Below are 26,003 nucleotides of genomic sequence, written 5' to 3' on the forward strand. Positions count from 1 at the left end.
GTTCGTTCAAATTAAAAAGTAAGGTTAAGTCCCAACGAATACTGGCGCATAGTCGGATAATTGACAGTGGAAGCGTTGATTAATGAAGGATCATTGCTAGCAGGTCCGATTTCGGGATCCAGTCCGGGGAATTTTGTCCAGGTCAGCAAGTTTTCACCCGCCAAAAAGATGCGCAGCTTAGCGATTGAAAACCGGCTGGCCAAACGCTCGGGAAGGCTATATCCTATCTGCAAATTGCGCAACTTGACAAAAGAAGCGTTGTACAGATAGAAATTGCTGGTGCGTCCGTTCTGCGCATCGGTCACTCCCTTCAAGCGTGGATAATAGCCGTCGATCCGATTGTTGGGATCAGCGGGATTGGCGGCATTGTAATAATAGTGATCATTGGCCACCAAAGCTGGAACGGACTTGCCCTGTGCCACGATAGAAGAATTGAGGTACAGTTCGTTCCAATAATAAGAAACACCTGAAGAAGCTGACCAAATCATCGCCGCATCGAAGTTTTTATAGGCCAGGTTGACACTTAAGCCATAATTGAATGCCGGCGTTGCGCGTTTGCCCATAAATTTTTGGTCATAGACATTACCGTAAATGCCATCCCCGTTCAGATCCGAATAGATCAGGTCACCATACCAGATTTTCGTTGAATCTATACCATCTGCTGGCTGAAAGGAGTAGCCGGCGGCTGCCATGGCCTTTAGCCATTCCATATCCTGCTCGGTGCGGATCATCCCATCGCGGGGTCCACCATTTTTATCTACCGAACCATCTGCCAAAAAGTGGCTGCCCGAACCACGATAGGTATTATATAAATAATACTCATTGATTTCATGTCCTTCGATCACACGTTGATTGGCGCCGGCAGAAACCAGACCAATATTGGACTGGTATACCCGATTGCCGGCAGCGTCAGTAACATAGCCCTCCGAAAGCAGGCCCTTGTATTTCTCCACCCGGTTGGTATTGTAGGCAAAATTTCCAGATAGGCTATATTTGAAATCATTGACACGCCCCTGATAGCCGAGACTGAGCTCCAGCCCCCGCTTGCTCACTTCAGCGATATTCATCGTTGCCGGCTGGGCTGTCCCCACCGTCGCCGGAATATTCGGAACATATAAGATACCATCGGTGTAAGCACGGTAGACATCAAATTCCAGGCTCAACTTACCCTGTAATGCAGTACCGGTAAAACCTAGATTGGTTGTGGTGGTAGTTTCCCAATGCAGGCGATCATTACCTAATTTGGTTTGGGCCAGACCACGGATAGCCTGATTGTTGAACGAATAATTAACCGAACCATAAGAAGGTAGGTGATCATAGTTGCCCGAGGCATTGTTTCCGGTCTTCCCCCAGGAAGCCCTGATTCGCAAGTCATCCACAACGGGCTTTATAGCTTCCATAAAGGATTCTTCCGAAATGCGCCAGCCTGCTGAAAATGCTGGAAAGAAACCCCAGCGTTTGGCGGCACCGAAACGGGACGAACCATCGTAACGCAATACCGCTTCGGCGAGATATTTATTTGCATAGGCATAATTGGCCCGGCCAAAGAACGAACGCAGTCCATAGTCAAATTCGTCGCCGTTAATCGAACTCATGGTCGTCGCAGAATTAAAGGTTGTCAGATCGGGATGTACGAGCCCCAGTTTGGCTGCCCCTGTATTGTATTGATTGAAGTATTGCTCGTTATAGCCTACAATACCGCCAACATCATGTTTTCCAAAAGAGCCGTTGTAGCGTAGCACATTGTCTACGATGACATTGTAACTCTTGGTCATATTATATTGTGTAGTCAGCTGTCCTGGGGACAAGGCTGCCGTACTTAATTTGTTCGTCGCAAAATTCCATTTTTCATAAGGCACCAGATACCAATTGTTTTCAGAATAAGCCTGATTGTAATTGATCTTGGACTCAAACTCCAGTCCCTTCATCAGGTTTAATTTCGCAAAAACCGTTGTATTGAAGCGGTTCACCTGGTTTTTACCATCCATGCTGTTCAAAAAAGCCAGCGCATTGTTGGCCGTAGCCGATTCTTCGGCTGCAGCCGGGAATCCGTAAACCCCATTGTAATAAGGGTACACGCCGGGGACAGTCTGGGTGAGGTAGGCATAGGCGGTACCGACATCCGCTACACTTAAATTTTGCATGTCCCCAAAGGTCTGTGTTCCCACCGTCAAAAATTTCGCTACTTTGGATTGCAGATTAATGCGCATACGGATTTTATCGGCTCCTGTTTTTGGCATGGTACCCGGATTATTGAAGTAACCCACGGAGAAAAGGTACTGCGTATTTTCAGTTCCGCCATTGAGTGAGAGGTTATGGTTTTGCAGGAGCTTACGCTGCCCGAACAGCACATCGCCCCAATCCGTATTCGGATAGGCGACTTTATTGGGTATCCCGAATTCCGTCAATCCTTCTGGATCTTTCTTTGCGTCTTCCCACAGCTTGATTGTCGCATCGGTATATACTGCCGCTTGCCCCAGGTTGGTAAAACCCTCATTGACCAGCTGCATATGGCGCGGGTAATCGGTAATAAACTCAGGCACATTGTTGGGGCGCAACATCGAAACCATTCCACTATACGAAAGATTATTTTTTCCTCTGGCACCTTTCTTTGTCGTAATGACAATAACACCGTTTGACCCAAGTGAACCATAGATCGCTGCCGTTGCTGCGTCTTTTAAGACTGAGACAGACTCCACGTCATTGGGGTTAACGGCGTCCATAGATCCCACGATACCATCGATCACGACCAATGGAGCGGTATTATTTAGCGTTCCTTTACCACGGATAAGGATCGTGGCGCCGTCTGCCCCTGGCTTGCCCGTGGTAGTCTGTACATTTACCCCCGCAGCTAGGCCTGCCAAGGAGGAGGACAATGTCGAAGTTGATCTATTTTCCAAAGAACTTCCGTTCACTGTGGATACAGCACCGATCACATTGGCGCGTTTTTGACTCCCATAGCCGACGACGACCACCTCCTCTAGACCACTAACTTCTTCCTGTAGGACAACCTGCAGCTGGTCGTCATCGCTGACTGTCTTTTCGAGTCTTTGATAGCCTACATTTGAAAAAATCAGGGTATTGCTCCCTGCCGGAAGCAGAATGGTAAAACTACCGTCCTGGGCGGAGTTTGTGGAGACGTTGGTTCCCTTTACCGTTACGGTGGTTCCCATGAGCGCTTCGCCCTTGCTATTAACCACACGCCCGCCTATGCTGCGCTGCTGCGGCATCTCGTCGACCGCATGATCCTTTCGTCGCGGTTTTAAGATAATGACCTCATCCTTTTTAATCCAATCCAGCTGGAGCGGTGCGGCAATCGCATTCATGGCATCCTCCAATCTGGCATTGCGTATATTGACCGATAGCCTTGACTGCGCCAGCGCCTTACCATTTAAAAAAAAGTTGAGTCCGCTTTGCTGCTGAATGCTGCGCATGACCTGGTTTAAAGTCACATGTTTTGCGGTAAGATTGATAGTTTGTGCATTTCCTTCAGCAAACACCTGCATTATAGTCAGCAAGGAAATGAGTATAATCAATTTCATAATCAGTATACTGCGTATCGTTAAACTCCACGGATGTAGCCTAACAAATGGATAAAAAATCATATGTTTGTATGGTTTTGTATTTATTTATAAATGGTTATCAACATTTTTGCCCTCGGGCATTTAAGTAGGTACATGCAGCCATTCGAGACAGTGCCCCCCAGCACTGTCTTTTTTATACGGCATGTATCCCTTATTCCTGTTTAAGTAGGTTTCATTAGCCGGTTTGTTTTCATGGTTATTTGGGTTTTTAGTTTAGTTCCTTTTTCAATAGGTGGATCAAGGCTGCGCAGTTACAAATAGCACGCGTTTGTCCCGGGCTTTAACAAGTTCAAAACGTAGTCCCCCCTCGGCAAGTACCTCCAGCACTTCCCCTAGCGGCTTGTCACGCTTTATGCGACCATAAAAATGAGTTTGTGGTACAGAAGAACTGTATTTCACCTCAACATCGTACCAAAGTCCGATTTGCCGCAATGCTTCGGCCAGCGGTGTTTCATCAAAATAAAATAGTCCCTCTTTCCAGGCGGTAAAAGCAGCGGGATCCACCTGTGCGACCCGAATGATACCGGTGGCGTTGGTGCTGGACTGCTGCCCTGGCTGTAGGTAGACCGCCGCGATGGCCGGATTCTCATTGGATAATTTAATCCGTCCGTTGACTAGGGTCGTTTTGATCAGTTTATTATCTGGATAAGCATTGACGTTGAAAGCAGTCCCAAGTACCTGCACTTCCTGTCCCTGACTCAACACCTTAAAGGGTCGTGCGATATCTTTCCTTACCTCAAAGAAAGCTTCACCTTTCAACGTCACTTTGCGTTCATGCTGTGCAAATCGCGCTGGATAGTGCAACGAGGATGCCGCGTTGAGCCAGACCTTCGTTCCATCGGGCAATGTAATCTGGTACATTCCCCCGACTGGCGTGCTCAGTTCCAACATCACCTTGCTCAGGTCATTTGTTTCTTGATTTCGCCCCATCTTTCCGCTCTGCAACGGTTGACCATTGGCATATGTAATTTCATCGCCCATAATGATACCGGATTGCTGATCGTTGAGTTGAACGAGAGAACCATCCGCCAAACGTAATGTTGCCCGATTACCGCCCGGCGGCAGTTCTTCAGGCAATATCTGTTGCCGTACAGTATGCTTGGTGAGCTGCTGCACCGTATCTGGGTATTGATTCCGGATCAATAGGGTGAAGAGCGAAAGGAAAAGAATCCCTGCAGCTGCCCAATAGGGCCATCGCATGAGGCGCAGCGATCTTTTTTTCACCTGCTGCCCAGCGATCTGCCTTTTAATATTCTCAAGCGTTTTTTCCAAGTGGGATTCACTTGCATTCAGCCCGTCGACAGGCTGTAGCAGGCTCTCGATGATAGCCTGGTCCACATCGGCTTCGGGATCGGCTTCGGCTAAAGCCGTCCGCAGCCAGGTCATTTCCTCGACCGTACAATTTCCCGCTTTATACTTTTGAAGTAATTGGTCTATTTTAGATTTACGATTATCCACCGTGCTGTAATTTTAGGTAAATACACACGAGATAAAATTAAGGTCTGCTCGATCGGCAATTTTTTTTATTTTCCTGAAAAAAGCAGTAAGGCAAACATGAATGCAGAAAAACCATTGTCCTGTAAGGCAGCATTGCGGATAAATTTGTTGGCTTTGACGATATGGTCACGGACTGTGGAAACCGAAATCCCCATTTCCTGGGCGATCTCCTGATAGCTCTTTCCCTCTAGTTTAGAAAGTCGAAATATTTTTTGCCGCTGCTGCGGTAATTTGTGCAGGAGTTGTTCGACCCATTGCTGCGCTTCCTTTGAATCCAACATCCGGTCGATGGAATTTTCCCCTTCCACTGCCTCCTGCGCCAGCTGAATGGCTGACTCCAGCTCCAATTTTAGCCTTCTTCTAAAATTAAAGGTGATATTGCGCGAACAGGTGTATAAAAAAGCGGCAAATGACTGTTCGGGATCTATTTTTAACCTATTCTCCCATATCCGGACAAACACATCCTGAAGCAGATCTTCGGCAACAGTTTTATCCTTGATGAATTTAAGGATATTGGCGTAAATGGTATGGCTGTAACGATGGTACAAGACATCAAAGGCCTGCATATCCCCACAACGGAGTAGGCGCAAGAGTTCATTCTCAGGCATGCAGTGATAGGTGTCCATAATTGATTATTTCAACATGAAGTTAGCGACTTCAGCGCAATAATTCAAATCATTTTATGAAACGTTTCCTATACACTATTTTCTGAGAGCCTTTCTGATTACGCAGAAAGGCTCATTAAGTTACAACGCTTATTTATCCTTAAATGCCGCGATGTCTATATCCTGGAAGATTAAGTTATCCTCTCCTACAATACGTAGCCGGGTCATTGGCTCCTGCGGAAAAAACAAGCCGGTCATTGCCGTTAATCCACCATCAGCAAAGAGCTCTACAGAACTAACGTCAATATATAGACTTAAGGATAATGATTCATTATTGGATAATCTTTTCGCCGTACTTGTTTTTGGGAAATCGGCATTGAAAGCAATTTCTCCGGATTTTGAGCGGTCAATATAATATGCTTTTTGATCTTTGTCATACCCTACAACAAGCTCATTTCCAATAGTATTTGACAAAATCACCTTAAAATTCTGTTGTTTTAACTTATTGATGTCCAACCGAAAAGCTTGCGGCAACTGTTCCTGTATACTGAGCTCTTTGGATTGATTTGCCCGATATTTTTTTACCGGCCGAAATGCTTTGGCCAACTCCGGTGCCGCTGAGCTGCTCACATAATATTTCTGATCTACTTTTTGCAAAGCTAGATCACGCGGAATTGTGGAAGATGAACGCCAACGTGTCGTCGGCACCACATTGGCATATTGCCAATTACTCATCCAGCCGATCATCAGCTGCCGCCCGCCGAGATTACTCCAGGTTACTCCCGCATAGTTATCAGGTCCCCAATCTAACCATTTAATTGATGTGTCTGCCGGCTGAAATTGATGCCCATCAAAATCACCTACAAAATACTGTGTCACCGAACCACCATTGGGACCTCCCGGATTGATGCTCACCAATAGTACCCATTTCGTCTCCCCTTTGTATTTCATTGGAATCAGGTCAGGACATTCCCAGACTCCGCCATGTGCGCCCACTTCCTTGCCGAATTCGCTCTCCTTTTTCCACTCTTTTAAGTTTTTGGACGAATAAAAGGTAATGCAATCTTTGGTTGCCAGCGTCATAATCCAGCTTTTTGATTTTTCGAACCACATCACCTTGGGATCGCGAAAATCCCAAATCCCGGGATTTGGTAGCACTGGGTTACCTTTGTATTTGGTCCAGGTTGCGCCCTGATCCAGGCTATAGGCCAAACTCTGATTTTGGTGCAGGCCGGTTTTCCGCTCTTCCTCCTGATGATTGTGGTGTGTAAAAATAGCGACCATAGCCCCCTTTCCAAAACCAGCGGTATTATTTTTATCAATCACCGAACTTCCCGAAAAGATCGTCCCCAAACTATCGGGATACAAAGCAATTTTTTGCTCGTCCCAATGAATCAGATCTTTGCTGATAGCGTGCCCCCAGTGCATTGGCCCCCAAACTGATTTTTCAGGGTTATGCTGAAAAAAGAGGTGATAATTTCCATTGAGATATACCATGCCATTGGGATCATTCATCCAACCCTGTTTGGGTGTAAAATGGTAGCTCGGCCGGTATTTTTCCAGCTGGTCATTACTGCCCTGCTGTCCTACCTGCGCAAAAGCTGAGCTCAGCATGCCCGCAAAAAGCATGGCGGCTCCGTATTTCTTCATTCTATTCATAGCTTAATTAGTTTAATATCATTTATCCCATTTCACCTGAGTTCTTAAAATAATGATAATTCTTATGATTTTTCGATTTTCATCGCATTGACTTTAATTGTTCCCTGATCGGCATAAATGGTTTAAGAAAACCTTATTGGAAGGCACAATCAGCGGAGTAAAATTAAGTTCTGTTATAAACAGGACTATGGGTCCCAATCCGATCGTATATTTTAATGTTCCCATTGGTATAAATTGGTTATTGTGTTAGTTAATATCCCGGATTCTGTTTGTAGAGGTACTTACTCAGTCTTATCTGCGCTTCCGGGATCGGCAGATATTCATTCTTATCTGCTGTAAAATGAGCTGATGCGTAATAAGAACGACGTGATTTCTCAGTTTCATAATATGCATTCATATTCTTATCCGCTATTCCCCATCTGACCAGGTCAAAGAAGCGGCCGTTTTCCATCGCCAGCTCCAGGCGACGTTCCCATCGCAAAGCCTTACGGGCGTTTTCCTCGTTCCATATGATGTTGTCCCCATTTTTATAGGTTTCTATCAGCATCTTATCCGTAGCGTAACCGGTCATTGAAGCGCTATTTTTTGCACGCAAACGTACCTGGTTGATCAGTGGTAAAGCTTCGGCCGACCGGTGCAGTTCAATCAGCGCCTCCGCGCGCATCAATATGAGGTCAGCAACACGCAAGACAATACGGTTTTTTGTATTCGCAAAGAATGGAGCCATTGGGACAAAGCAATCGCAATCCGGATCAACATTCTCCTTCAACGAAGCATACACCGAATAATCCGCAGGATTACGGTTCCAGCTCTCCTCATAGATACGTTTGCTGTTATATTTATAAGGCAGCCCCGGAATTGCCACCGTATGGAATAACCTGGGATCATATTTTTCCGATGCATTGAAGGCATTCAAGCTATTGTAATTATCGAGTGGCACTCCCTTTCCTGTTGTGCGGAATGCATTCACGAGGTTCTGGCTGGGTTTGTTGAAATCACAACAGCCCAAGCCCATTGGTACAGAAAGCAGATCCGAGAAATTCACACGTCCGAATTTTGTTCCGTCATCTTTTGAAAACTGGATGGAAAAGAGTGCTTCCGTACCATTCTCATATTTTCCGGGTAGAAAGTTGAATGCAAAATCTGCTTCAAGGGCATGGTTCGAGGCAAGTACGATCTCTGTATTTTGTAAGACTTTTTCGAGATCGCCCGAGTTGATCCCGGTTACGGTATGCCGTTCTTCGTTGTCCTGGCGATAGGCTTTGTACAGGTATGTTTTCGCCAGATAGGCTGCTGCGGCAATCCGGTTGGCACGGCCGACTTCAGCTTGTACAGCAGGCAAATGTTCTACTGCATATTGAAAATCATCAACAATCTTTTGCCAGAGCATGTCATTGTTCAATGCCCTGTTCGATACGGTTTCATAACTATCTACTGGTACAGTTTCATCGATATAAGGGACATACTTAAAAAGCGTTTTGAGCATGAAATAGAAATGGCCTCTTAGGAATCTTGCTTCGGCCAATTTGCTTTCTTTACCCTCAAAATTATCCATTTCCTGGATTGTTTTTATTGTCGTATTGGCACGCGAAATGGCTACATACAACTGAAACCATAACTTATCTATCTCTGCGAAATTGGTCATCACATTGCTGGAAACTTCCAAAAAATGGAATGTCTGGATATCCTGTGGTCCCGAACCGCCTTTATAGGCATCATCGGACCGTACCGTACCATAGGGCCATAAGCTAAAAGGCACATCATAATGGTCATTGCCTAAAGCTGCATAGGTGGCTGTGAGTAATCGTTCCGGTTCCTTGACCTGATCGGAGCTCAGAACGCCATTCGGTGTCTGGTCCAAGAACTTGGTACATCCGGACAGCATACCGGCAAGTACCATCATTATCGCTATTTTATTGGTTATTTTTTTCATTGGAATTCTATTTTTTAATAGTCTATATTTCCATGGATTTATTGTTTTCGTTCCGCTTCTTATCCTTTAAGATTTTCGATCCTTTCTATTCGATCCCACTATTAAAAGCCGATATTTACACCTGCAGTCCATGTCGTCGGAATCGGGTATCCCCAGCCTACATTCTCAGGATCCACACCTGTGAAATTCTTCGATTTTACCGTAAACAGGTTCTGTCCGGTCACATACACGCGTAAGCGGCTCATCCGCAAACGGGAAGCTGTAGCCGTTGGCAAAGTATAGCCAAGAGACAGGTTGCGAAGTTTCATATAGGATCCATTTTCTATAAAGTAATTGGATAGACGTCCTTCATCATTATTGTTTGTTGTCTGCAAAGCTGGGATGGTCGAAGCGGGATTCTGTGGTGTCCAGGCATTGAGCAGACGTACACCTTTATTGGAATTTACATCATCGACACTCCAGAAATCAGTCTGTTTTTTCAGCCAGTTTTCAACATCTATCCCCTGTACCCCCTGAAAATAGGCCGACAGATCAAATCCTCTGTATTTCAAGGCAATATTCAAACTATAAGAAAAATCAGGATGCGGGTTGCCGATCCAAGTGCGGTCCATGTCCGTGATCTGCTGATCTGCGGCATACACGTTGACATAACGCAAACGGCCAATACCTTTACCGGCCTGATTGACGTGATCGTCAACTTCCTTTTGATTCTGAAAGATGCCATCTGTTACATAACCGTAAAATGAACCCAATGGTCGGCCGATAATATTATCACCCTGGCGGCCTCCGTAAGAGTTTTCCACGGCTTCAGGCAGGTGGGTTACCTTATTTTTATACGACGAAAGGACAGCAGTTATATCATAATCCAGTCCAAAAGAAGTCTTATTGCGGTAACCCGCGGTAATATCCAGACCCTTATTTTCCATGGAAGCTCCATTGGCCCAGCGGTAACCACCCTCACCTAACACGCCGATATAAGCCGGATTGATCAGCATATCTTTTGTCGCTTTAATATACCAGTCTACGGATCCGTAAAGGCTTTGGCCAAATAGCGTAAAGTCCAGACCGATATTGGTCTGTGTCGTTGTTTCCCACTTTAGGTCGTTATTTTCAGTTTGGATTTTTCGGTATCCTGAAGGAAGCGTCCCTGTTCCTGCGCCCGAAAGATCATAAGCGGTACCATCCACAATATTCCATGTAGGATCGCCGACGCCATATTCAGGAACGTAAAGAGCATAGGTTGCCAGATTGCCGATCCCCTGGTTACCGGTCTGCCCCCAACCTGCACGCAGTTTAAGATCAGTGATAAAGTCTTTGGTACCGGCCATAAAACGTTCGGATGAAATCCGCCATCCAGCCGTTACCGCCGGAAAAGTGGCAAAGCGATTGTTTTTCCCAAAACGGGAAGAACCATCATGTCTCACGGTGAAGGAGGCCAGGTAGCGTTCATCGTAGGCGTAGTTAGCCTTTCCAAAATAGGAAAGGAGTGAAAATCCGGTGGAGCCACCGCCCACAGCAGCCGTCCCCGTACTTACACCGGGCCACATATATTCCGGTGTTTCAATGGAAAAAGCGCCATCACCGGCTGTATATGCGTTAAAATTGATGTCGTTCTGACGATTCATTTCTATTCCAGCCAGTAGGTCTATGGTATGTTTTTCAATCTCTTTTCTATACGTCGCAGTATTCGACCAGGTCCATTTTAACCCTTGGGTCTGTTCCATATTCACAGCGCTTCTACTGCTGCTCATAAAACCCGAACGATAGGAAACTTCAAGGTTGCGTTTGTAGAAATTACTGTAATCTATACCGTAACTCGTGCGCAGGTGCAGGTCTTTGATCAGCTGCAAATCAGCGTAAGCATTTCCAAATAAGCGCCAGTAATTGTTTTTATTATTTCTGTTATCATGCAACAGGCGCATTGGATTATGACGGTCATTCATTCCTAGGGCAGGTCCGCCCCAGCCTATTCCGTCTACGGTATGTACCGGTATGATCGGTAATGCCTTCAACGATAGATCGAGCACATCTCCGGGAACCTGTACCTCCCCCGTGTTGTTCACCGTAAAATTCTCACCGACGATGAGTTTCCCGTCAAACAGTTTATAATCGGCATTCATCCGGGCCGATATACGTCGGAAATCGGTATACCGCAGTGTTCCACTATTGTCCAGATAACCCAAAGAAAAATAAGAACTTGACTTTTCTGTCGCCGAACTTAAGGTTGCATTGTACGATTGAAGCAAGCCCGGTTTAGATACTTCATCAAACCAATCGGTATCCGCTGCATACATGGTATGTTCGCGATCAATATATTTCGATACAGACACATTGTTAAGCTGTGGCAGACCATTGGCATCATTGTTCCATTCAAATTGATAGCCGATATTATTGCTGTTCGGATTACCGCCACTATTGATTGTCGCCCGCCAAAGTGCCTGACCATATTGCTGTGCATTGAGCACTTTCATGCGATTATTAAAATGCGTGCTGGTCACATAGGCGTCGACCGTAAGCTTCGGAGCACCAAGTTTTCCTCTTTTTGTTGTGATCACAATAACGCCATTTGCCGCACGCGAACCGTATATACTTGCCGAAGAGGCGTCTTTTAGCACCTGAATGCTTTCGATATCATTGGAATTGAGCTCATGCATGCCCCCTTGGGTGGGGATACCATCGATGACATAGAGCGGATCCTGGCTGCTGTTGATCGAACTGATACCGCGCATGCGTACTGTGGCCGCACCGCTTGGGCTACCATCGGAAGTCACCGTCATGCCCGCTACGCGGCCCTGAAGGGCTTTCATTGGGTTATTTTCCGGAGCTTTCATCATTTCGCTTACATTCACGACACTGACGGCACCGGTCAGATCCTTCTTACGCTCGCGCTGATAACCCGTGACAACCACCTCATCAAGTCCTTTTTCGGTACTGACCAGCCGGATATCCAAAAACTTTCTGTTCCCCAAAAGTACCGTTTGGGATTCGTAGCCAACATTAGAGATTTCTAAGGTACCGTTACTGCCGGATAACTGCAGCACAAATTCCCCTTTTTCATTTGTCTTTGTTGCCTGGCTGGTTCCCTTGACCATCAACGATGCCCCCACAACTGGGGTTGCTGTCGCACTGTCCGTGATCCGCCCCCGAATTTCTGTCTGCTGCGCAAAAGCAACAACCGAAAAGAGAGCCAAAGACGGAAGCAACATAGCTTGCTGTCTTGTAAACATAATTGGTTATTATAAGTAGATTATTAATTGATTATTTTTCCTCTTTTTGCCTATACCGCATTTTCCCTCTTTGCGGTACAGGCAGCTATAACTTCATCTTCTGTTCGTTATCGCGGAAGATGGGGTTCAGCCAATGGAAGCGGTTGATATCCGCTTCATTATAAGCGGGACATGCCCCCCTGCTCTGTGTCACAAAACCACTTAAGGTAGCCGCAAACTCAAGCACCTCCTCCAAGGCGATCCCTTCTGCCATCTGAAAGCGTTTGGTCAAAAAAGCCGCTAAAAACGAATCACCACTTCCGATGGTATCTTCCACCTGTACTTTCAATGCAGGAAAATGATAACTGATATTTGCTTTTTTATGATGGTACACTGCTCCAGCCGCGCCATAGGTAACAATAGCTTCCTGAATGGCAAAGCAATCCAACAGCAGATCCACCCGCTGCTGGTCGGTATAGGTTGCCGGCGCACCGCTCCATTCGGCAATGATATGCAATTCCTCTGCATTCATTTTAACGAGATCCGCATAACGCAATAATTCATGCAAGCGATTCGGATCAAAAAAAGGAGCGCGCAAATTAACGTCCATCACCCGAAAAGGGGCTGCCTTTAACAAGGTCAACAGACTTTGGAAGCTCACATCATCGCGACAGGCCAGACTGCCATACACCAAAAAATCCGCTTTGGAAACCGCTTCCAGTACGGCTGGTCCTACTTCAATTTTGTCCCATGCCACAGGATATACAATGTCGTATTGTACATTACGGTCTGCATCAATCGTCACTTCAACCGTGGAGGTTGGTAAACTGTCGTCATACTGAAAAAATGTGGTCGGAACTCCCAACTGTTGACATACTGCCAGCAATTCTTTACCATTTTCATCTCTTCCGATACGGGTTAGCATCTGTGTAACAACACCCAGCTTATTGAGATGATAAGCAACATTTAGCGGAGCACCGCCCAATTTCTTTCCGGTTGGCAGATTATCCCAAAGAACCTCTCCGAAACAAACTCCCTGTATTGATTTATTCAGATTTTTCATTGTCATCTTTATTTGTTCACCGAAGTGATTGGATCTATAATAGCGCTATTTTAATGCAGATTGATTGTCTGCCCCATATCCTCCAGTGAGCGCCCTTTCGTTTCAGGCATAAATTTCAGGACATAAATAAGTTGCAATACCATAAATAGCGCAAAGATCAGAAAGGTACCACCACCGCCGACCATTTCTGTCAGTGCGGGAAAGCAAAAAGTAATAATTGCAGCCATTACCCAATGTGTCAAACTGCCAAATGTCTGCCCTTTGGCACGCACATCATTGGGAAAAATTTCGGAAATAAATACCCAGATCACTGCCCCTTGAGAGAATGCGAAGAAGGCGATAAAACTCATCAGATAGATCGTAATGGCAAAACCTGTTGTCTGCCCTGTATAGAAAGCCTGTGAAACCAGTGCGAGCGATACGATCAAACCGATCGAACCTACGAGCATTAGTTTTTTGCGGCCTATTTTATCTATAAAATTAATGGCCACCAGCGTGAAAATAAAATTGATCACACCGATCCCTACTGTCGAAAGCAGGGAGCTCTGTGAACCTAGGCCGGCCATTTCAAAAACACGCGGTGCGTAATAGATAATCGCATTAATACCCGAAAGCTGATTGAACAGCGCAAAACAGAGGGCCAGTAAAATTGGCCGGGCATTTTCCCGAATAAATAATTTACCCTCACCCGCCAACTTATCTTTTGATTCCTGAATTTTCTGGATTTCAAGTTCGTAGCCTTCCGAATTGATTCGTTGCATGATCTTTGTCGCTTCAGGTAGGTTATTCTTGTGCAATAACAACCATCTGGGACTTTCTGGAATAAAGAAGATCAGCACAAAAAACAGCAAAGACGGAAAGCACTGCACTCCCAGCATCCAGCGCCAGGATTCCTCCCCGCCCTGTCCGATAAAGTAATTGGATAAATAAGCGATCAGAATGCCCAATACCACATTAAACTGAAAGAGACCCACCAGCTTGCCGCGTGAAGCTGCGGGTGAAATCTCCGAAATATAGATAGGTGCTGTCACGGATGATACACCGACGCCAATACCACCCAAAAAACGAAATAGAATAAATACTGTCCAGTCACTGGCCAACGCACTTCCGATCGCTGAAATAAAATATAAGGCTGCGACAACGAATAATGTGTTCTTTCGGCCCAGTTTATCGGATGGCCAAGCGCCCAATGCTGCACCAACGACCGTACCTATTAATGCAATGGCCATCGTAAGCCCATGCTGAAACTCGCTCAAATGCCAATGTTCCTGCACGGCTTTTTCAGCGCCTGAAATAACAGCTGTATCAAAGCCAAATAAAAATCCGCCTAATGCTACTACAAAAGACCATGCTAATACTGTGTTTTTGTTCATCTTATGATCTACAATTGATTAACTCAAATTTAACCCTAGCTTCACGCTTACTTAAATTTGGAGAGCGCAAAAACATTTATTTATGTAACATTTTTAGAAATAGCACAAACATTTATATACCAACCACTTAAGCGAAATCAAAATTTTCAAACTTTCAGTTTTTAGACATATCTTATAGAAAATGATACATATTTCATCGATCTGTTTTTAGTGTAAAGAATACACTAACAGGGTGCTTATTATCTAAAAAAAACGAAATAATGTATATTCGGAATGTAAAGGGGAAAAAAACATGGGAAAATATACCGTTTATGGCATGTTGGTCCTGCTGCTTTTATGGGGTTGTCAATCGGCAAGCCAGAAAAAGAAGCGGGTCATTGCTTTTTCACAGTGCATCGGAAATGACGCATGGCGGCAAACTATGCTCGAGGAAATGAAACGGGAACTCTCCTTTAATCCTGATATTGAGTTCTTGTACCGCGATGCCCAGGGCAATAATGCGAAACAGATTGATCAAATACGCGAACTGACCAAAGCGGGTATCGACCTGTTGATAGTTTCACCCAATGAAGCCGAACCGCTTACACCGATTGTTGACTCTGTATTCCAGCGCAAAATACCCGTAATTGTTACCGATCGTAAAACCTCTTCAGGCCAATACAACGCTTATGTTGGGGCCGACAACCTGGCCATTGGAAAACTTGCTGGTCAATATAGCCAGACTATCCTCCAAGGTAAAGGAAAGATCGGATTAGTGACAGGATTATCGGGCACCTCTGCGTCAATCGAACGTGAAAAGGGATTTATGCAAAGTATAGCAGCCGTAAGCGGTATGCAGGTCAACGCCATTATCCATGGTGGATGGGAAAAGAATACAGCATACACTGAAATGCGCAAACATATCGCTCAAATGGCACAAAGTGATGTTATCTTTACCTTCAATGATCAGATGGCCATGGGCGTAAAAAAGGCCCTGGACGAGGTGCAACTTCAAAAAGAGATTAAAATCATCGGAGTAGATGCGCTTCCCGGACGGGGTAATGGTCTTGAGCAGATTATGCAAGGTCATATGTACGCCTCTATGCTCTATCCTACCGGTGGAACTGAAGCCATCCGAACCGCACTGGCAATTATTAACAATCAGCATTATAAACGCGAAAACATTCTCGCTACCGCCGTTATCGACCGGACAAATGCCGAACTATTGGCCCTACAGTCACAAAAGATCCAACAGCAACAGGCCGACATTGACAAAAGGCAGGAATTTATCACCGAGCAGAACCGGATTTACCAAAATCAAAAATCTGTCCTCAATGTGCTCGTTGTCAGTTTGGTGCTCGCCGTGGTATTTGGGGGCATTTCCATTATCGTTATCAAAAGCAACTGGGAGAAAAACAAACATCTCGAAATCCAGAACGGAGAGATCCTTTCCCAGCAAAAGCAGATCGTGGAGATGAACAGCCAGATTCAGCAGGCTGCAGAAATCAAAAACAATTTTTTCACCAATATCTCCCACGAGTTTAAAACCCCGCTAACGCTTATCCTGGCCCCTATCGAGGAGCTCGAAATACGGAAAGATCTATCAGAAGATGTCCGAGAGCAGTTGTCGCGTGTCAAAAGAAGTGCGAAAAAATTGCAGCGGCTTGTCAGCGACCTGATCGATATCCATCGGATCAGCAAATCGAAAATCAAGCTCCAGGTATCGGCCGTACATATCGATCCTTTTATACAGCAGGTTATCAACAGCTTTAAACCCTTGCTCAAAAAAAGTAGGATATCAATCAGCTACATCAATAAAAGTATGCTCAAAGAGGTCTGGATCGACGAATATCTGATGGAACAGGTCCTCTCCAATCTTCTTTCCAATGCCATAAAGCACACCGCAACCAGTGGCCGGATTGAAATTTCACTCGAAGAAAATAGTTTCAAAGATTATTTCTATTTGCGCGTACTGGACAATGGTCTTGGGATAGCACCGATTGATATCGAGCATATATTTGATCCTTTCTATCAAGGAACAGGCAGCCGTAGTGGATCCGGAATTGGCCTGGCCTATGTCAAACAGATTGTCGAACTGCACCATGGACAGATCACGGCCAGCAGTAAATTGGGCCATGGTTCGATCTTCACCCTAAGGATGCCTATCGGTAATACCCATTATGAACAGGAGGAGATCCTAACGGCTATATCCGATGTAAAACCTGTGTTCCGGCAACACGAGTTATTGGATACTGAAGTAAAATCTCCTGATAGGAATCTCTCTTTTCATTCCAATAAATCGAAGAGCATTATGATTGTTGAAGATGACGATGAAATCAGAGATTACCTCAGATCCATTCTGGAAAACGATTATAATCTCTTCTTAGCAAGAGATTCGGGGCAGGCCAGCGCTTTGATGAAAACACATTTTCCGGATCTGGTGCTCACCGACATCATGCTCCCTGACGGCAGTGGTCTGGATATACTCAAGGACATCAAGACATTTTACCAAACGGCCCATATTCCAGTCATTCTGTTGAGTGCATTAGCGAACGAAGAGACCATCCTTGAAGGAAATCTACTGAAAGCAGATGACTACATGACCAAACCATTCAATGCCGCAGTCCTTCGGGCAAGGATTGCCAATATTCTACAATCACGGCATCAGCTTAAAGAAAAATATAGTAGTAATGTCGAGCAATTTGAAGCACAGCAATCGGATTCCATCAACGAGAGCAACAGAAGGTTTCTCAATAGCTTTTCGGCTATAGTCGAATCGAAGCTGTCCGATCAGCGGCTGAGCGTGGACGATATCGCCGGTGAACTCAACTTATCGCGCGTACAGCTGTATCGCAAAGTCAAACAGTTGCTCGATTGCAGCATCAGTGAGTATATTGTTGAGAGAAGACTCAAAAAGGCAAAAAGCCTGATGGCTGACGGACTCCATATCAATGAGATCTACAGCCATGTCGGTTTCTCTTCGGCCTCCTATTTTGCCTCAGCGTTTAAAAAGAAATACGGCCAGTCACCGAGCGCATATAAAAAAGAACTGGACAAGAAATAACCGATCGACTATCTAAAAAGTCCTTTCTGCCTAAAAATGTAAAAACTGAGCAGCATAAATAAGAAGATCATGGCGATATTACTATAATCAAGTCGTCCAAAGTCATCGTTTTCATTCATTATATCCAGAAAGGCTTTATAAGTACCTGTATAAGGAATAAAGTCCGAGAAGCTCTTTTGCGCTACAAATACCGAAAACACCAGCATGAACATGCTTATTCCAATGGGATAAATAAAGCTTTTGAAGAGCAGGCTTAAGGCCAATTGGATCATCGAAATAGCCGATAGCGTAATCAAAAGCTTCAGAAAGCTGAAGAAAATCACCAGCCTATAATCGTGATTCTGAAAGCCAAGCACCGGGTAAATCAAACCCAGTATATAGCCGCTGATTAAGAATGCTGCGTAAGCAAACAAGATAGAAAACAGTATGGTTAGCAGGATAAACACGGCCTTTGAAAAGAATATCTTTGACTTATCAAGCGGCAATGTAAATAGTACCTTATAATTGTTATTCCTATACTCCACATCACAACAGGCATAAACAAACAGTGCGATCAGAATAGGGTACAACAAATAAAAAAACTGAAATACATACCTTCCCAACAATACCTTCCAGGGGTTAGGTACTCCAGTTGCTCCTCCCGACCTGATGATATCGTAGATAATATAAGCATCGATCGCGAAAATGAGCAATACCGGAGCGATAAGGACGCCAAAAATCTGCCGGTTTCGAAGCAGTTTAAATTTTTCAGACAAGAAGGCGGTATAAAATGTATTAGTCATTTGATCGGGCAATTAAGTTTATAAAAATCTGTTCAAGATCTGCATTATGGGACTCTAGTCCATAAATTTCAATCTGCTGTTGTACCAAGCATTTAATCATCTGATCAAAGTGGTTGTCACCTGATATTTTCACTACGACCGTCTGTCCCTCAGTTCTTAATACCGAAAATTCGGCATTATTTAAAACCATGGCCGCTCGTGTAGCATCAGAAGTCCGCAGTCGTGCCTCCCTTTCCACCTGACCCAGCAGCTCATTTTTGGTGCCCTGAAATATCATTTTTCCACCCTCAATAATGCCTATATGCGTGGCTATTTTTTCGAGCTCGCTTAGTATGTGACTTGACAGAAATATCGTCTTCCCCTGCTCATTGAGCATGCGAAACAAATTTCTCATTTCTACAATTCCCTGCGGATCGAGTCCATTTAGCGGTTCATCCAAGATCAATAATTGGGGATCGTGAAATATAGCCATGGCAATTCCCAGCCGCTGCTTCATCCCCATAGATAGGGTACTGGCTTTTTTCCTTTTCTCCTTCCGGAGGTCTACCATTTCGAGCACGGCATCGATCCGTTTATTTCCCTTTTTGTGGATGATATCCAAATATTTTAAATTCTCAAAAACCGTTAATTTGGTATAATAGCATGGCGCTTCAACGAGGTTGCCCACATTTGCATAAATAGCGCTTCGATCGGCTTTTAAACTTTTCCCACGAATAAAAATAGCATCAGCACGATCCTCCAGAAGCCCTAGCAGGAGTTTGATGGTGGTAGACTTTCCGGCACCATTCCGCCCAAGATAACCATAGACACTTTTGTCCGGAACATGGAGGTCTATGTGATCTAGAATGGTTTTTGGACCTATTTTAAAGCTAAGCTGATGTGTTAGGATACTTTCCATTAGCGTTTGAGATTTGTTGGTCTTTTATTTAAATCGATATAAAAAATGCCATCAATATAGTCAGCCCATTTTCTTTCCTCCGCAATACCCTGGTTAATGACTGAAACAAATGAACGTTTGAGCGGGGCGGTATCAGGTAGTCCCCGTAGATCCAAAAAGAAATAAGGTACTCCTGTTTGATGGAAAATATTTTCAATGGCTAATTTACCGGCTTTACCCACTATTTGACCTACATCATTTTTCTTTCCATAGGAACTAAAGTCAAGCATATAAGCCTGAGGGCCATATTTCTTTTTAATATAGGTGCCCAAAGGAATGTATTCTTTGTTATAAGCAGTTGAAAAGGTATGGATATTGGCACACCATACAATGATTTTTTTTCCGGCATATAAGGAATCTATTTGATATTGGAGATTTTGGGCCATCAGTGAGTCGCGAAGATGCATACTCGCCATGGATCCAGCTGCATACGACCAGGATTTTTCATAATTAGCTTTTATATCCGCTAGGTATCGACTATAAATCCGGTGTTCCTCACCTCTGCCAGAGGCCCATAAAGCATATTTCAATTTCCCGATTTCATGTAATAACTGGTTTTTAGCTGTAGAATCAAGCTTTCTATTGGCATATCGAGCTAGGGTCAGATACGCTAGATTATTAAGTTCTTTTTTTAATAAGGGATAATTTTTTAGATCGATCTCATTTTTAAGGCAAAATTCCTCCAGCAGCTTTGCACGATTATCGCCAAGTAAACGACCGGAAAACTGAATATCAAATCCACCGAGTGTGATTGGCTTGTCTGATAATTTGGACTTTTGATAGTAAGTTATCAAAGGAGCCGTTTCTTTATTCCGCCACCAGAAATCAAATAATCCCAGGCCAGCCAATGACTGTTTAGGAAGTTGCAACGTCGGGCGATCCATTTCCTTATTCATGACCCACATATCATATTGTCCAGCTTCATACAGCACAATATGATAATCCAACTTCTCATGGAGATAACGGATCAATCGGGATTTGGCCCGAAAAGTCTCTCCATCGTCGTGCGTCATTTCCCCCAACATCAGTATCCTATTATCCTTTAAAATACGGTCGAATACTTGAAGATCGGAAAAGTTACTATCCATGATGGAAATACTATTGATTACCGCTTTATTGCGATTTACATCTACTCGCAGGGCTTGATAATTCGGCGGAAGCCGATCATTGTAAATAAGCTTATTAAAAACTAAAATAATAACAATAAGAGCCGTTAATGCGAAAAGTATACGCTTCATTCTGCACGATTAATTCGGTTTATATTTCCGGAAATAGGTAATTAAAGATACACTATTCCGAACAGTTTCAATTATAAGATGATAATTTTTGTCATTTCCATAAAAATCACCTATGATTTCGAAAATAAAAAACGGTTAAGCATTTACTGCTTAACCGTTTTTACCGAGCCTTGTTATCGTGCATTACGCCTGGATTGTGCTTATTACGCGATTAGTAACCAGGATTTTGTTTCAGGGTTCCTTTGCTGTTGTCGATAACAGCTTGTGGAATTGGCCATAATTCATTTTTTCCGGCTTTGAATGTTCTGTTCTCGGAGAAAAAGCGGTCAGTCAAAGACGTGTAGGTTACTTTTCCTGTTTTGGGATCGACCGTTCCTTTTGACAAAGCACCATTTACCGGACCGTTCATCACATCTTTGGCAATCCCCCAACGGATGATGTCAAAACGACGGCGTCCTTCACCAGCTAGTTCCACACGGAGTTCACGACGTACCAGTTCGCGTAATTTATTCTGTGCAGCATAAACAACTTTATCCACTTTTGGCATTTTTGCACGCTGGCGTACCAGATCGATATTTTCATATACGCTATTATCAACCTTGCCCAGCTCAATTTTTGCTTCAGCATTTAATAACAAGATCTCCGCATAACGCATCACAATAATATTGGTTCCTACATTCCATATATTCGTGTAACTGCTCGGGTCTTGAATGTATTTCCTATAATTGTATGCTGTGCTGGAAGCATTATCAGCAGCAGAAGGATAATCTTTTGAATCTGGATTTAGTGGATCAAAATACTTTCCTTTATATAATGCTCCCGGATAAACGATCGTTGCTGCTAGACGTGGGTCCCTATTTTCATAAGGATTTGCCGGATTATAATTTGTCGACTCTCCGATTGTTTTTCCTTCAGCCGTTTCGTAAGCATCAACTAAACTTTGGGTAGGCACAATTGATCCCCAGCCTCCCATAGAATTTGGTATCATGATGCCCAACATCGTATATGGCTGATCATTCGCTAGATATTCGATGTTCATCATTACTTCACTATTATTTTCATTTGCCTCTTCAAATAAAGTCGCATAGTCCTTAAAAAGCTTATACGTTCCTGAAGAAATAATTTCCTGTGTCGTATTAATAACGTCCTGATGTCTCTTTTGGAAGGCATAACAGCGCGCCAATAAACCCAAGGCAGCCCCCTTGGACATTCTAGTTCCCCCAGTTACAAAGCTTAAATCAGCAGCAGCTTCCTTTAGTTCTTTTTCAACAAAATCCAACACCTCTTTTTGAGTATTTGCCGGAACATAAGCATCCTCTTTCGCCAATGTTTTAGTGATAATTGGCACTCCGCCAAATAAGGTTGCCATATCAAAGTATCGATAAGCGCGAATCACACGAACCTCAGCAATCAATTTCTTTCTTTTCTCCGTCGCCATAGGAGCTTTGTCAATATTCTCTAGTATATAGTTCGCCCGACGAATATGTTCATAAGTATACCTTGAATCAGCATTTCCAGAATTTGTTGGCGTTGCTGTACCATTTCCTAAGGCCTGGAAACCCTCCCATGGAAAATCGCTGTTGGAGTTATCCGAGGTGCAATCCATATAAAAAATCTGTGTTCCATCTTCCCAGGCGGATCCCTCGTTAATTTTTCCATCCGAATTGCTTGTACCACTATACAGACCAGTTACAGCGAAATCTGCTTCCGCTTCTGTTTTCCAAAAATTATCGGCATTAAAAGCATCTAAAGGTTCCTGATCAAGTTTTTGACAGGAAGCCATGAATGCAACTACAGCCAATGCGATTGTTATATTTCTAAGTTTCATGATTTACAATTAAAAGTTTACGTTAAGACCAAAGACATTTGTTTTTACCTGCGGATAGTAATTACCACGCGAATCTGCCGGCGCTTCCGGATCAAATCCTTTTGCAAAGCCCGTAAACGTCAGTAGGTTTTGGCCGCTGTAATATAGTTTTGCGCCCTTGATTCCGATTCTATCTGTAAACGTTTTTGGTAGCGTATAGCCAAAAGTGATATTTTTTAAACGTACATAACTCGCATTTTGAATCCAGAAGTCCGAAGGAGTACCCGAAGGGCTATTTTGTGCCCAGCTGGTCAATGCACGTGGCATAGATCCATTTGGATTTGTTTCGGCATTAAAGCGATCCGCATAGATGGTTGTTGGCTTATCTGACCCAGAGATTCCACCGATAGCTTCGCCCCATAGGTAGCCACTCACTTTGGCTGCACCTTGGAAAAATAGGCTTAGATCAAAATTTTTATAACTCATATTTGACGTCAAGCCAAAGATGAATTTTGGATCTGGCGAACCTAAATACACCCGATCATTACCGTCAATTTTCTTATCACCATTTTGATCTTTGTAAATAATATCCCCGGCACCTATTTCCTCATTTACACCTTTTATTCCACTATTTTTATACTCTTCATTTGAACGATAGATTCCAGCAGATTCATAACCATAAAACGAACGGATCGGTCTCCCTTGTTCATAGACATAAAATGTTCCATTCACCTGTGGTTCATCGCTTGCCCATTTTTTAATCTGGTTATTGATGTAGGAACCATTGGCAGCAATACTGTATTTAAAGTCACCAACGCTATTTTGATAATTGATCTGTAATTCAACCCCATTATTTTGTACTTTACCTGCATTTTGGTATGGAGAAGGAAGGCCGTATAGCTCTGATACAGGTAGTTTTAGCAATACACCATCTGTACGGCGATCAAAATATTCAAAGACAAAACCTAAATTATTCTTTAAGTTCAGATCCAAACCGATATTTGTGCTTGTGGTCGCTTCCCAGCGCAATAACGGATTGGCAGATTGTACGGTTGCCCCACCAGAAACAGGTTTGGTCCCAAACGGATAATTAAATCCAGGAGAAATGGTGAATATGCCTGGATAGAAAGCATCGCCCGTCGGGTATAAATTGTCCGAGGTTGCAGACAACTGCTGATTACCCAATTTACCCCAGCCCCCTCTTAATTTCAATTCTGATATTCCATCAGCTAACGCAGATTCTTTGAAAAAATCTTCCTGTGAAATACGCCATCCTGCCGAAAACGAAGGGAAGGTACTCCAGCGATTATTTCCCAGGAAACGCGAGGTTCCGTCACGTCTTACATTGGCTTCCAGAAGATATTTATCCGCAAAAGCATAATTGATCCGCCCAAAGAAAGAACGCAAAATTAATTTCTTTGCACCGCCATCCACCTTCATGCCGTCTCTGCTTCCTAAATTAAGTTCTGGAAATTCTTGATTCAAAAAACCTTGCGCGTAGGCACTGGAATAGTCAGCCTTGAACGTCTCATCCATAAATCCACCTAAGACATTAAATTGATGATCAGCAATTTTTTTATCATAAGTCAGCAAAGTCTGAAAAGTTAACCGCTCCGATTGGAAATTATAGACTGTTAAGTTATTCATTCCTTGTTTAGGCCCTAGACCACCATTTTGGTCCTGGTATTGAATTTCTTTAACAAATTTGGAAGACATATTATCGATGGGTTGAAATCCAATGACTTGTTTAATTTTCAAACCTTCCAAGATTTTAAATTCCCCCGAAAAATTGACCTGCGTATGCTTATAGATCATATTGTCTTTCGATTCCATATCCATCCAGGCGATAGGGTTACCATCACTACCACGACCGTATACACCATTGCTATATTTGTATGGAATAAAGCTTGGAATCCGATTGACCTGTCTAAAGATCTGCGCCATATCACCTGTATATGGATTTACCGCTTCGGTGATCCGTTGGTAATTATAGGCCAATCCCAGATCAAAGCGCAATCTTTCTGATACTTTAGCACCTACATTGGTCCGTAAGTTATACCGATCAGAGCTCGCTACTTTAATCACACCTTTCTGGCCCAAGTATCCACCGGAAGCCATATATTGTACATCCTCCGTTCCGCCTGTTACCTGCATGTTATGGGACTGTTGAAATCCCGAGCCTTTATACAACAAACCTAACCAATCTGTATTGGGATGCCCATCCGGATCGGAGCCATTTTTGAAAAGCTCGAGATCTTGAGCTGAAAAACGAATATCTTTTCCCTCGTTCTTTAGCGCTTCATTTAAGATTACAGCATGATCATAGGAATTCATATATTCCGGCAGACGCGTTGGATCCTGAATACCGGCGTATCCTGTATAATTTAATTGCGGTTTGCCACTACCGCCTTTTTTTGTTGTAATTAAAATCACGCCATTGGCTGCCTTCGAACCATAGATTGCAGCACTCGGACCATCTTTCAATACGGATACACTTTCAATATCATTTGGATTGATATTATTCATCGAACTTTCGATCCCATCCACAATCACCAAAGGATTGGCGTTGTTGATAGTCCCTAGACCACGAATGCGTATAGTACCATTGTCTTTACCCGGCTGACCGGAATTCTGCGTGATGGTTACACCGGAAAATTTACCTTGAATAGCTGATGATACGTTCGTCACGGGGCGATCTTGTAAGTCTTTTGAACTAATTGCCTGTACCGCACCCGTTAGATTCACTTTCTTTTGCTTGGCGAATCCGACCACGACGACCTCTTCCAACGCCGAATTGTCACTTTCCAATTGAATGGAAACCGTATTCCCGCTGACGGTCACTTCTTTGGATTTATAGCCCACACTGCTTACGACCAAAATATCACCGGTTTTTGCCTTAATTGAAAATGCACCTTTCGCATCCGTGGATGTTGATACCGAGCTACCCTTCACCGAAACCGTCGCTCCTACCAATGGCCCATCCGCTGCCGTGACCTTACCTCCAATCGGATTTTGTTCAACGACAAGCCCGGCATTTATCAATACAGCTGGCCGATCTGCCGCAAATGTCTGTTGCGAAGACGCCACAAGAAGAGCAATAGCAAGTAGGCTTACCTTTTGGTTACTTGTAAATTTTGAAATCATAATTAAATAGTTAGTTATTATTGTGTCAATCAGTTTTTCAGTTTAAGATTGACAGGTTTAGTCCCTTAAATTAGAGGGATAATCTTTGGGAACAAAGTATTGGACAAACGAAATCGATTGCGTGAATAGCGC

At 43.8% G+C, this 26,003-nt stretch carries 14 protein-coding genes; 1 reads left to right on the forward strand and 13 read right to left on the reverse strand.

Features of this window, described 5'->3' with window-relative positions:
• Window positions 1-11: 11 nt before the first annotated feature.
• From BWD42_RS21320 to BWD42_RS21355, 8 genes are all read right to left on the reverse strand, one after another.
• On the reverse strand, window positions 12-3,542 hold the full coding sequence (locus BWD42_RS21320; RefSeq protein ID WP_175992115.1) for a SusC/RagA family TonB-linked outer membrane protein: 3,531 nt from the start codon (window positions 3,540-3,542) through the stop codon (window positions 12-14).
• 279 nt (window positions 3,543-3,821) lie between these two features.
• A complete protein-coding gene (locus tag BWD42_RS21325) occupies window positions 3,822-5,042 on the reverse strand; it encodes a FecR family protein (protein ID WP_139351237.1) in 1,221 nt (406 codons plus the stop codon).
• Window positions 5,043-5,107: 65 nt separating this feature from the next.
• Window positions 5,108-5,707 (reverse strand): RNA polymerase sigma-70 factor, encoded by a 600-nt coding sequence (locus BWD42_RS21330; protein ID WP_077438429.1) that lies wholly within the window; start codon window positions 5,705-5,707, stop codon window positions 5,108-5,110.
• A 129-nt stretch (window positions 5,708-5,836) separates the two neighbouring features.
• Window positions 5,837-7,345, reverse strand: coding sequence for a glycoside hydrolase family 32 protein (locus BWD42_RS21335; protein ID WP_077438430.1), 1,509 nt, complete (start codon window positions 7,343-7,345; stop codon window positions 5,837-5,839).
• Window positions 7,346-7,595: 250 nt separating this feature from the next.
• Window positions 7,596-9,278 (reverse strand): RagB/SusD family nutrient uptake outer membrane protein, encoded by a 1,683-nt coding sequence (locus BWD42_RS21340; protein ID WP_077438431.1) that lies wholly within the window; start codon window positions 9,276-9,278, stop codon window positions 7,596-7,598.
• 101 nt (window positions 9,279-9,379) lie between these two features.
• Window positions 9,380-12,505: a SusC/RagA family TonB-linked outer membrane protein gene (locus BWD42_RS21345; RefSeq protein ID WP_139351238.1), complete on the reverse strand. Its 3,126-nt coding sequence runs from the start codon at window positions 12,503-12,505 to the stop codon at window positions 9,380-9,382.
• An 85-nt stretch (window positions 12,506-12,590) separates the two neighbouring features.
• Window positions 12,591-13,547: a carbohydrate kinase family protein gene (locus BWD42_RS21350; protein WP_175992116.1), complete on the reverse strand. Its 957-nt coding sequence runs from the start codon at window positions 13,545-13,547 to the stop codon at window positions 12,591-12,593.
• 50 nt (window positions 13,548-13,597) lie between these two features.
• Window positions 13,598-14,920 (reverse strand): sugar porter family MFS transporter, encoded by a 1,323-nt coding sequence (locus tag BWD42_RS21355; RefSeq protein ID WP_077438434.1) that lies wholly within the window; start codon window positions 14,918-14,920, stop codon window positions 13,598-13,600.
• 292 nt (window positions 14,921-15,212) lie between these two features.
• Here BWD42_RS21355 and BWD42_RS21360 point away from each other — a divergent pair, with 292 nt between their 5' ends.
• A complete protein-coding gene (locus BWD42_RS21360) occupies window positions 15,213-17,963 on the forward strand; it encodes a substrate-binding domain-containing protein (protein WP_077438435.1) in 2,751 nt (916 codons plus the stop codon).
• A gap of 8 nt (window positions 17,964-17,971) precedes the next feature.
• Here BWD42_RS21360 and BWD42_RS21365 read toward each other — a convergent pair whose 3' ends face one another.
• From BWD42_RS21365 to BWD42_RS21385, 5 genes are all read right to left on the reverse strand, one after another.
• A complete protein-coding gene (locus tag BWD42_RS21365; RefSeq protein WP_077438436.1) occupies window positions 17,972-18,745 on the reverse strand; it encodes an ABC transporter permease in 774 nt (257 codons plus the stop codon).
• Window positions 18,738-19,643, reverse strand: a complete 906-nt coding sequence (locus tag BWD42_RS21370; RefSeq protein WP_077438437.1) for an ABC transporter ATP-binding protein — start codon at window positions 19,641-19,643, stop codon at window positions 18,738-18,740. Before BWD42_RS21370 ends, BWD42_RS21365 begins: the two co-directional genes overlap by 8 nt.
• Window positions 19,643-20,920 (reverse strand): erythromycin esterase family protein, encoded by a 1,278-nt coding sequence (locus tag BWD42_RS21375; RefSeq protein WP_077438438.1) that lies wholly within the window; start codon window positions 20,918-20,920, stop codon window positions 19,643-19,645. The genes BWD42_RS21370 and BWD42_RS21375 overlap by 1 nt, the downstream gene beginning before the upstream one ends.
• A 211-nt stretch (window positions 20,921-21,131) precedes the next feature.
• The gene (locus tag BWD42_RS21380) at window positions 21,132-22,748 is read right to left on the reverse strand and encodes a RagB/SusD family nutrient uptake outer membrane protein (RefSeq protein WP_077438439.1); all 1,617 of its coding nucleotides are present in this window, start codon (window positions 22,746-22,748) and stop codon (window positions 21,132-21,134) included.
• A 9-nt stretch (window positions 22,749-22,757) separates the two neighbouring features.
• On the reverse strand, window positions 22,758-25,871 hold the full coding sequence (locus BWD42_RS21385; protein WP_077438440.1) for a SusC/RagA family TonB-linked outer membrane protein: 3,114 nt from the start codon (window positions 25,869-25,871) through the stop codon (window positions 22,758-22,760).
• Window positions 25,872-26,003 lie beyond the last annotated feature (132 nt).

This window comes from Sphingobacterium sp. CZ-UAM, from assembly GCF_002000245.1.
In the GTDB taxonomy this organism is placed as follows: domain Bacteria; phylum Bacteroidota; class Bacteroidia; order Sphingobacteriales; family Sphingobacteriaceae; genus Sphingobacterium.

What these genes read in the sequence shown, in the direction of transcription:
- BWD42_RS21320 (WP_175992115.1), bottom strand. Translation starts at nt 3,542, where the DNA reads ATGAAATTGATTATACTCATTTCCTTGCTGACTATAATGCAGGTGTTT.
- BWD42_RS21330 (WP_077438429.1), bottom strand. Translation starts at nt 5,707, where the DNA reads ATGGACACCTATCACTGCATGCCTGAGAATGAACTCTTGCGCCTACTC.
- BWD42_RS21335 (WP_077438430.1), bottom strand. Translation starts at nt 7,345, where the DNA reads ATGAATAGAATGAAGAAATACGGAGCCGCCATGCTTTTTGCGGGCATG.
- BWD42_RS21340 (WP_077438431.1), bottom strand. Translation starts at nt 9,278, where the DNA reads ATGAAAAAAATAACCAATAAAATAGCGATAATGATGGTACTTGCCGGT.
- BWD42_RS21345 (WP_139351238.1), bottom strand. Translation starts at nt 12,505, where the DNA reads ATGTTTACAAGACAGCAAGCTATGTTGCTTCCGTCTTTGGCTCTCTTT.
- BWD42_RS21350 (WP_175992116.1), bottom strand. Translation starts at nt 13,547, where the DNA reads ATGAAAAATCTGAATAAATCAATACAGGGAGTTTGTTTCGGAGAGGTT.
- BWD42_RS21355 (WP_077438434.1), bottom strand. Translation starts at nt 14,920, where the DNA reads ATGAACAAAAACACAGTATTAGCATGGTCTTTTGTAGTAGCATTAGGC.
- BWD42_RS21360 (WP_077438435.1), top strand. Translation starts at nt 15,213, where the DNA reads ATGGGAAAATATACCGTTTATGGCATGTTGGTCCTGCTGCTTTTATGG.
- BWD42_RS21365 (WP_077438436.1), bottom strand. Translation starts at nt 18,745, where the DNA reads ATGACTAATACATTTTATACCGCCTTCTTGTCTGAAAAATTTAAACTG.
- BWD42_RS21370 (WP_077438437.1), bottom strand. Translation starts at nt 19,643, where the DNA reads ATGGAAAGTATCCTAACACATCAGCTTAGCTTTAAAATAGGTCCAAAA.
- BWD42_RS21375 (WP_077438438.1), bottom strand. Translation starts at nt 20,920, where the DNA reads ATGAAGCGTATACTTTTCGCATTAACGGCTCTTATTGTTATTATTTTA.
- BWD42_RS21380 (WP_077438439.1), bottom strand. Translation starts at nt 22,748, where the DNA reads ATGAAACTTAGAAATATAACAATCGCATTGGCTGTAGTTGCATTCATG.
- BWD42_RS21385 (WP_077438440.1), bottom strand. Translation starts at nt 25,871, where the DNA reads ATGATTTCAAAATTTACAAGTAACCAAAAGGTAAGCCTACTTGCTATT.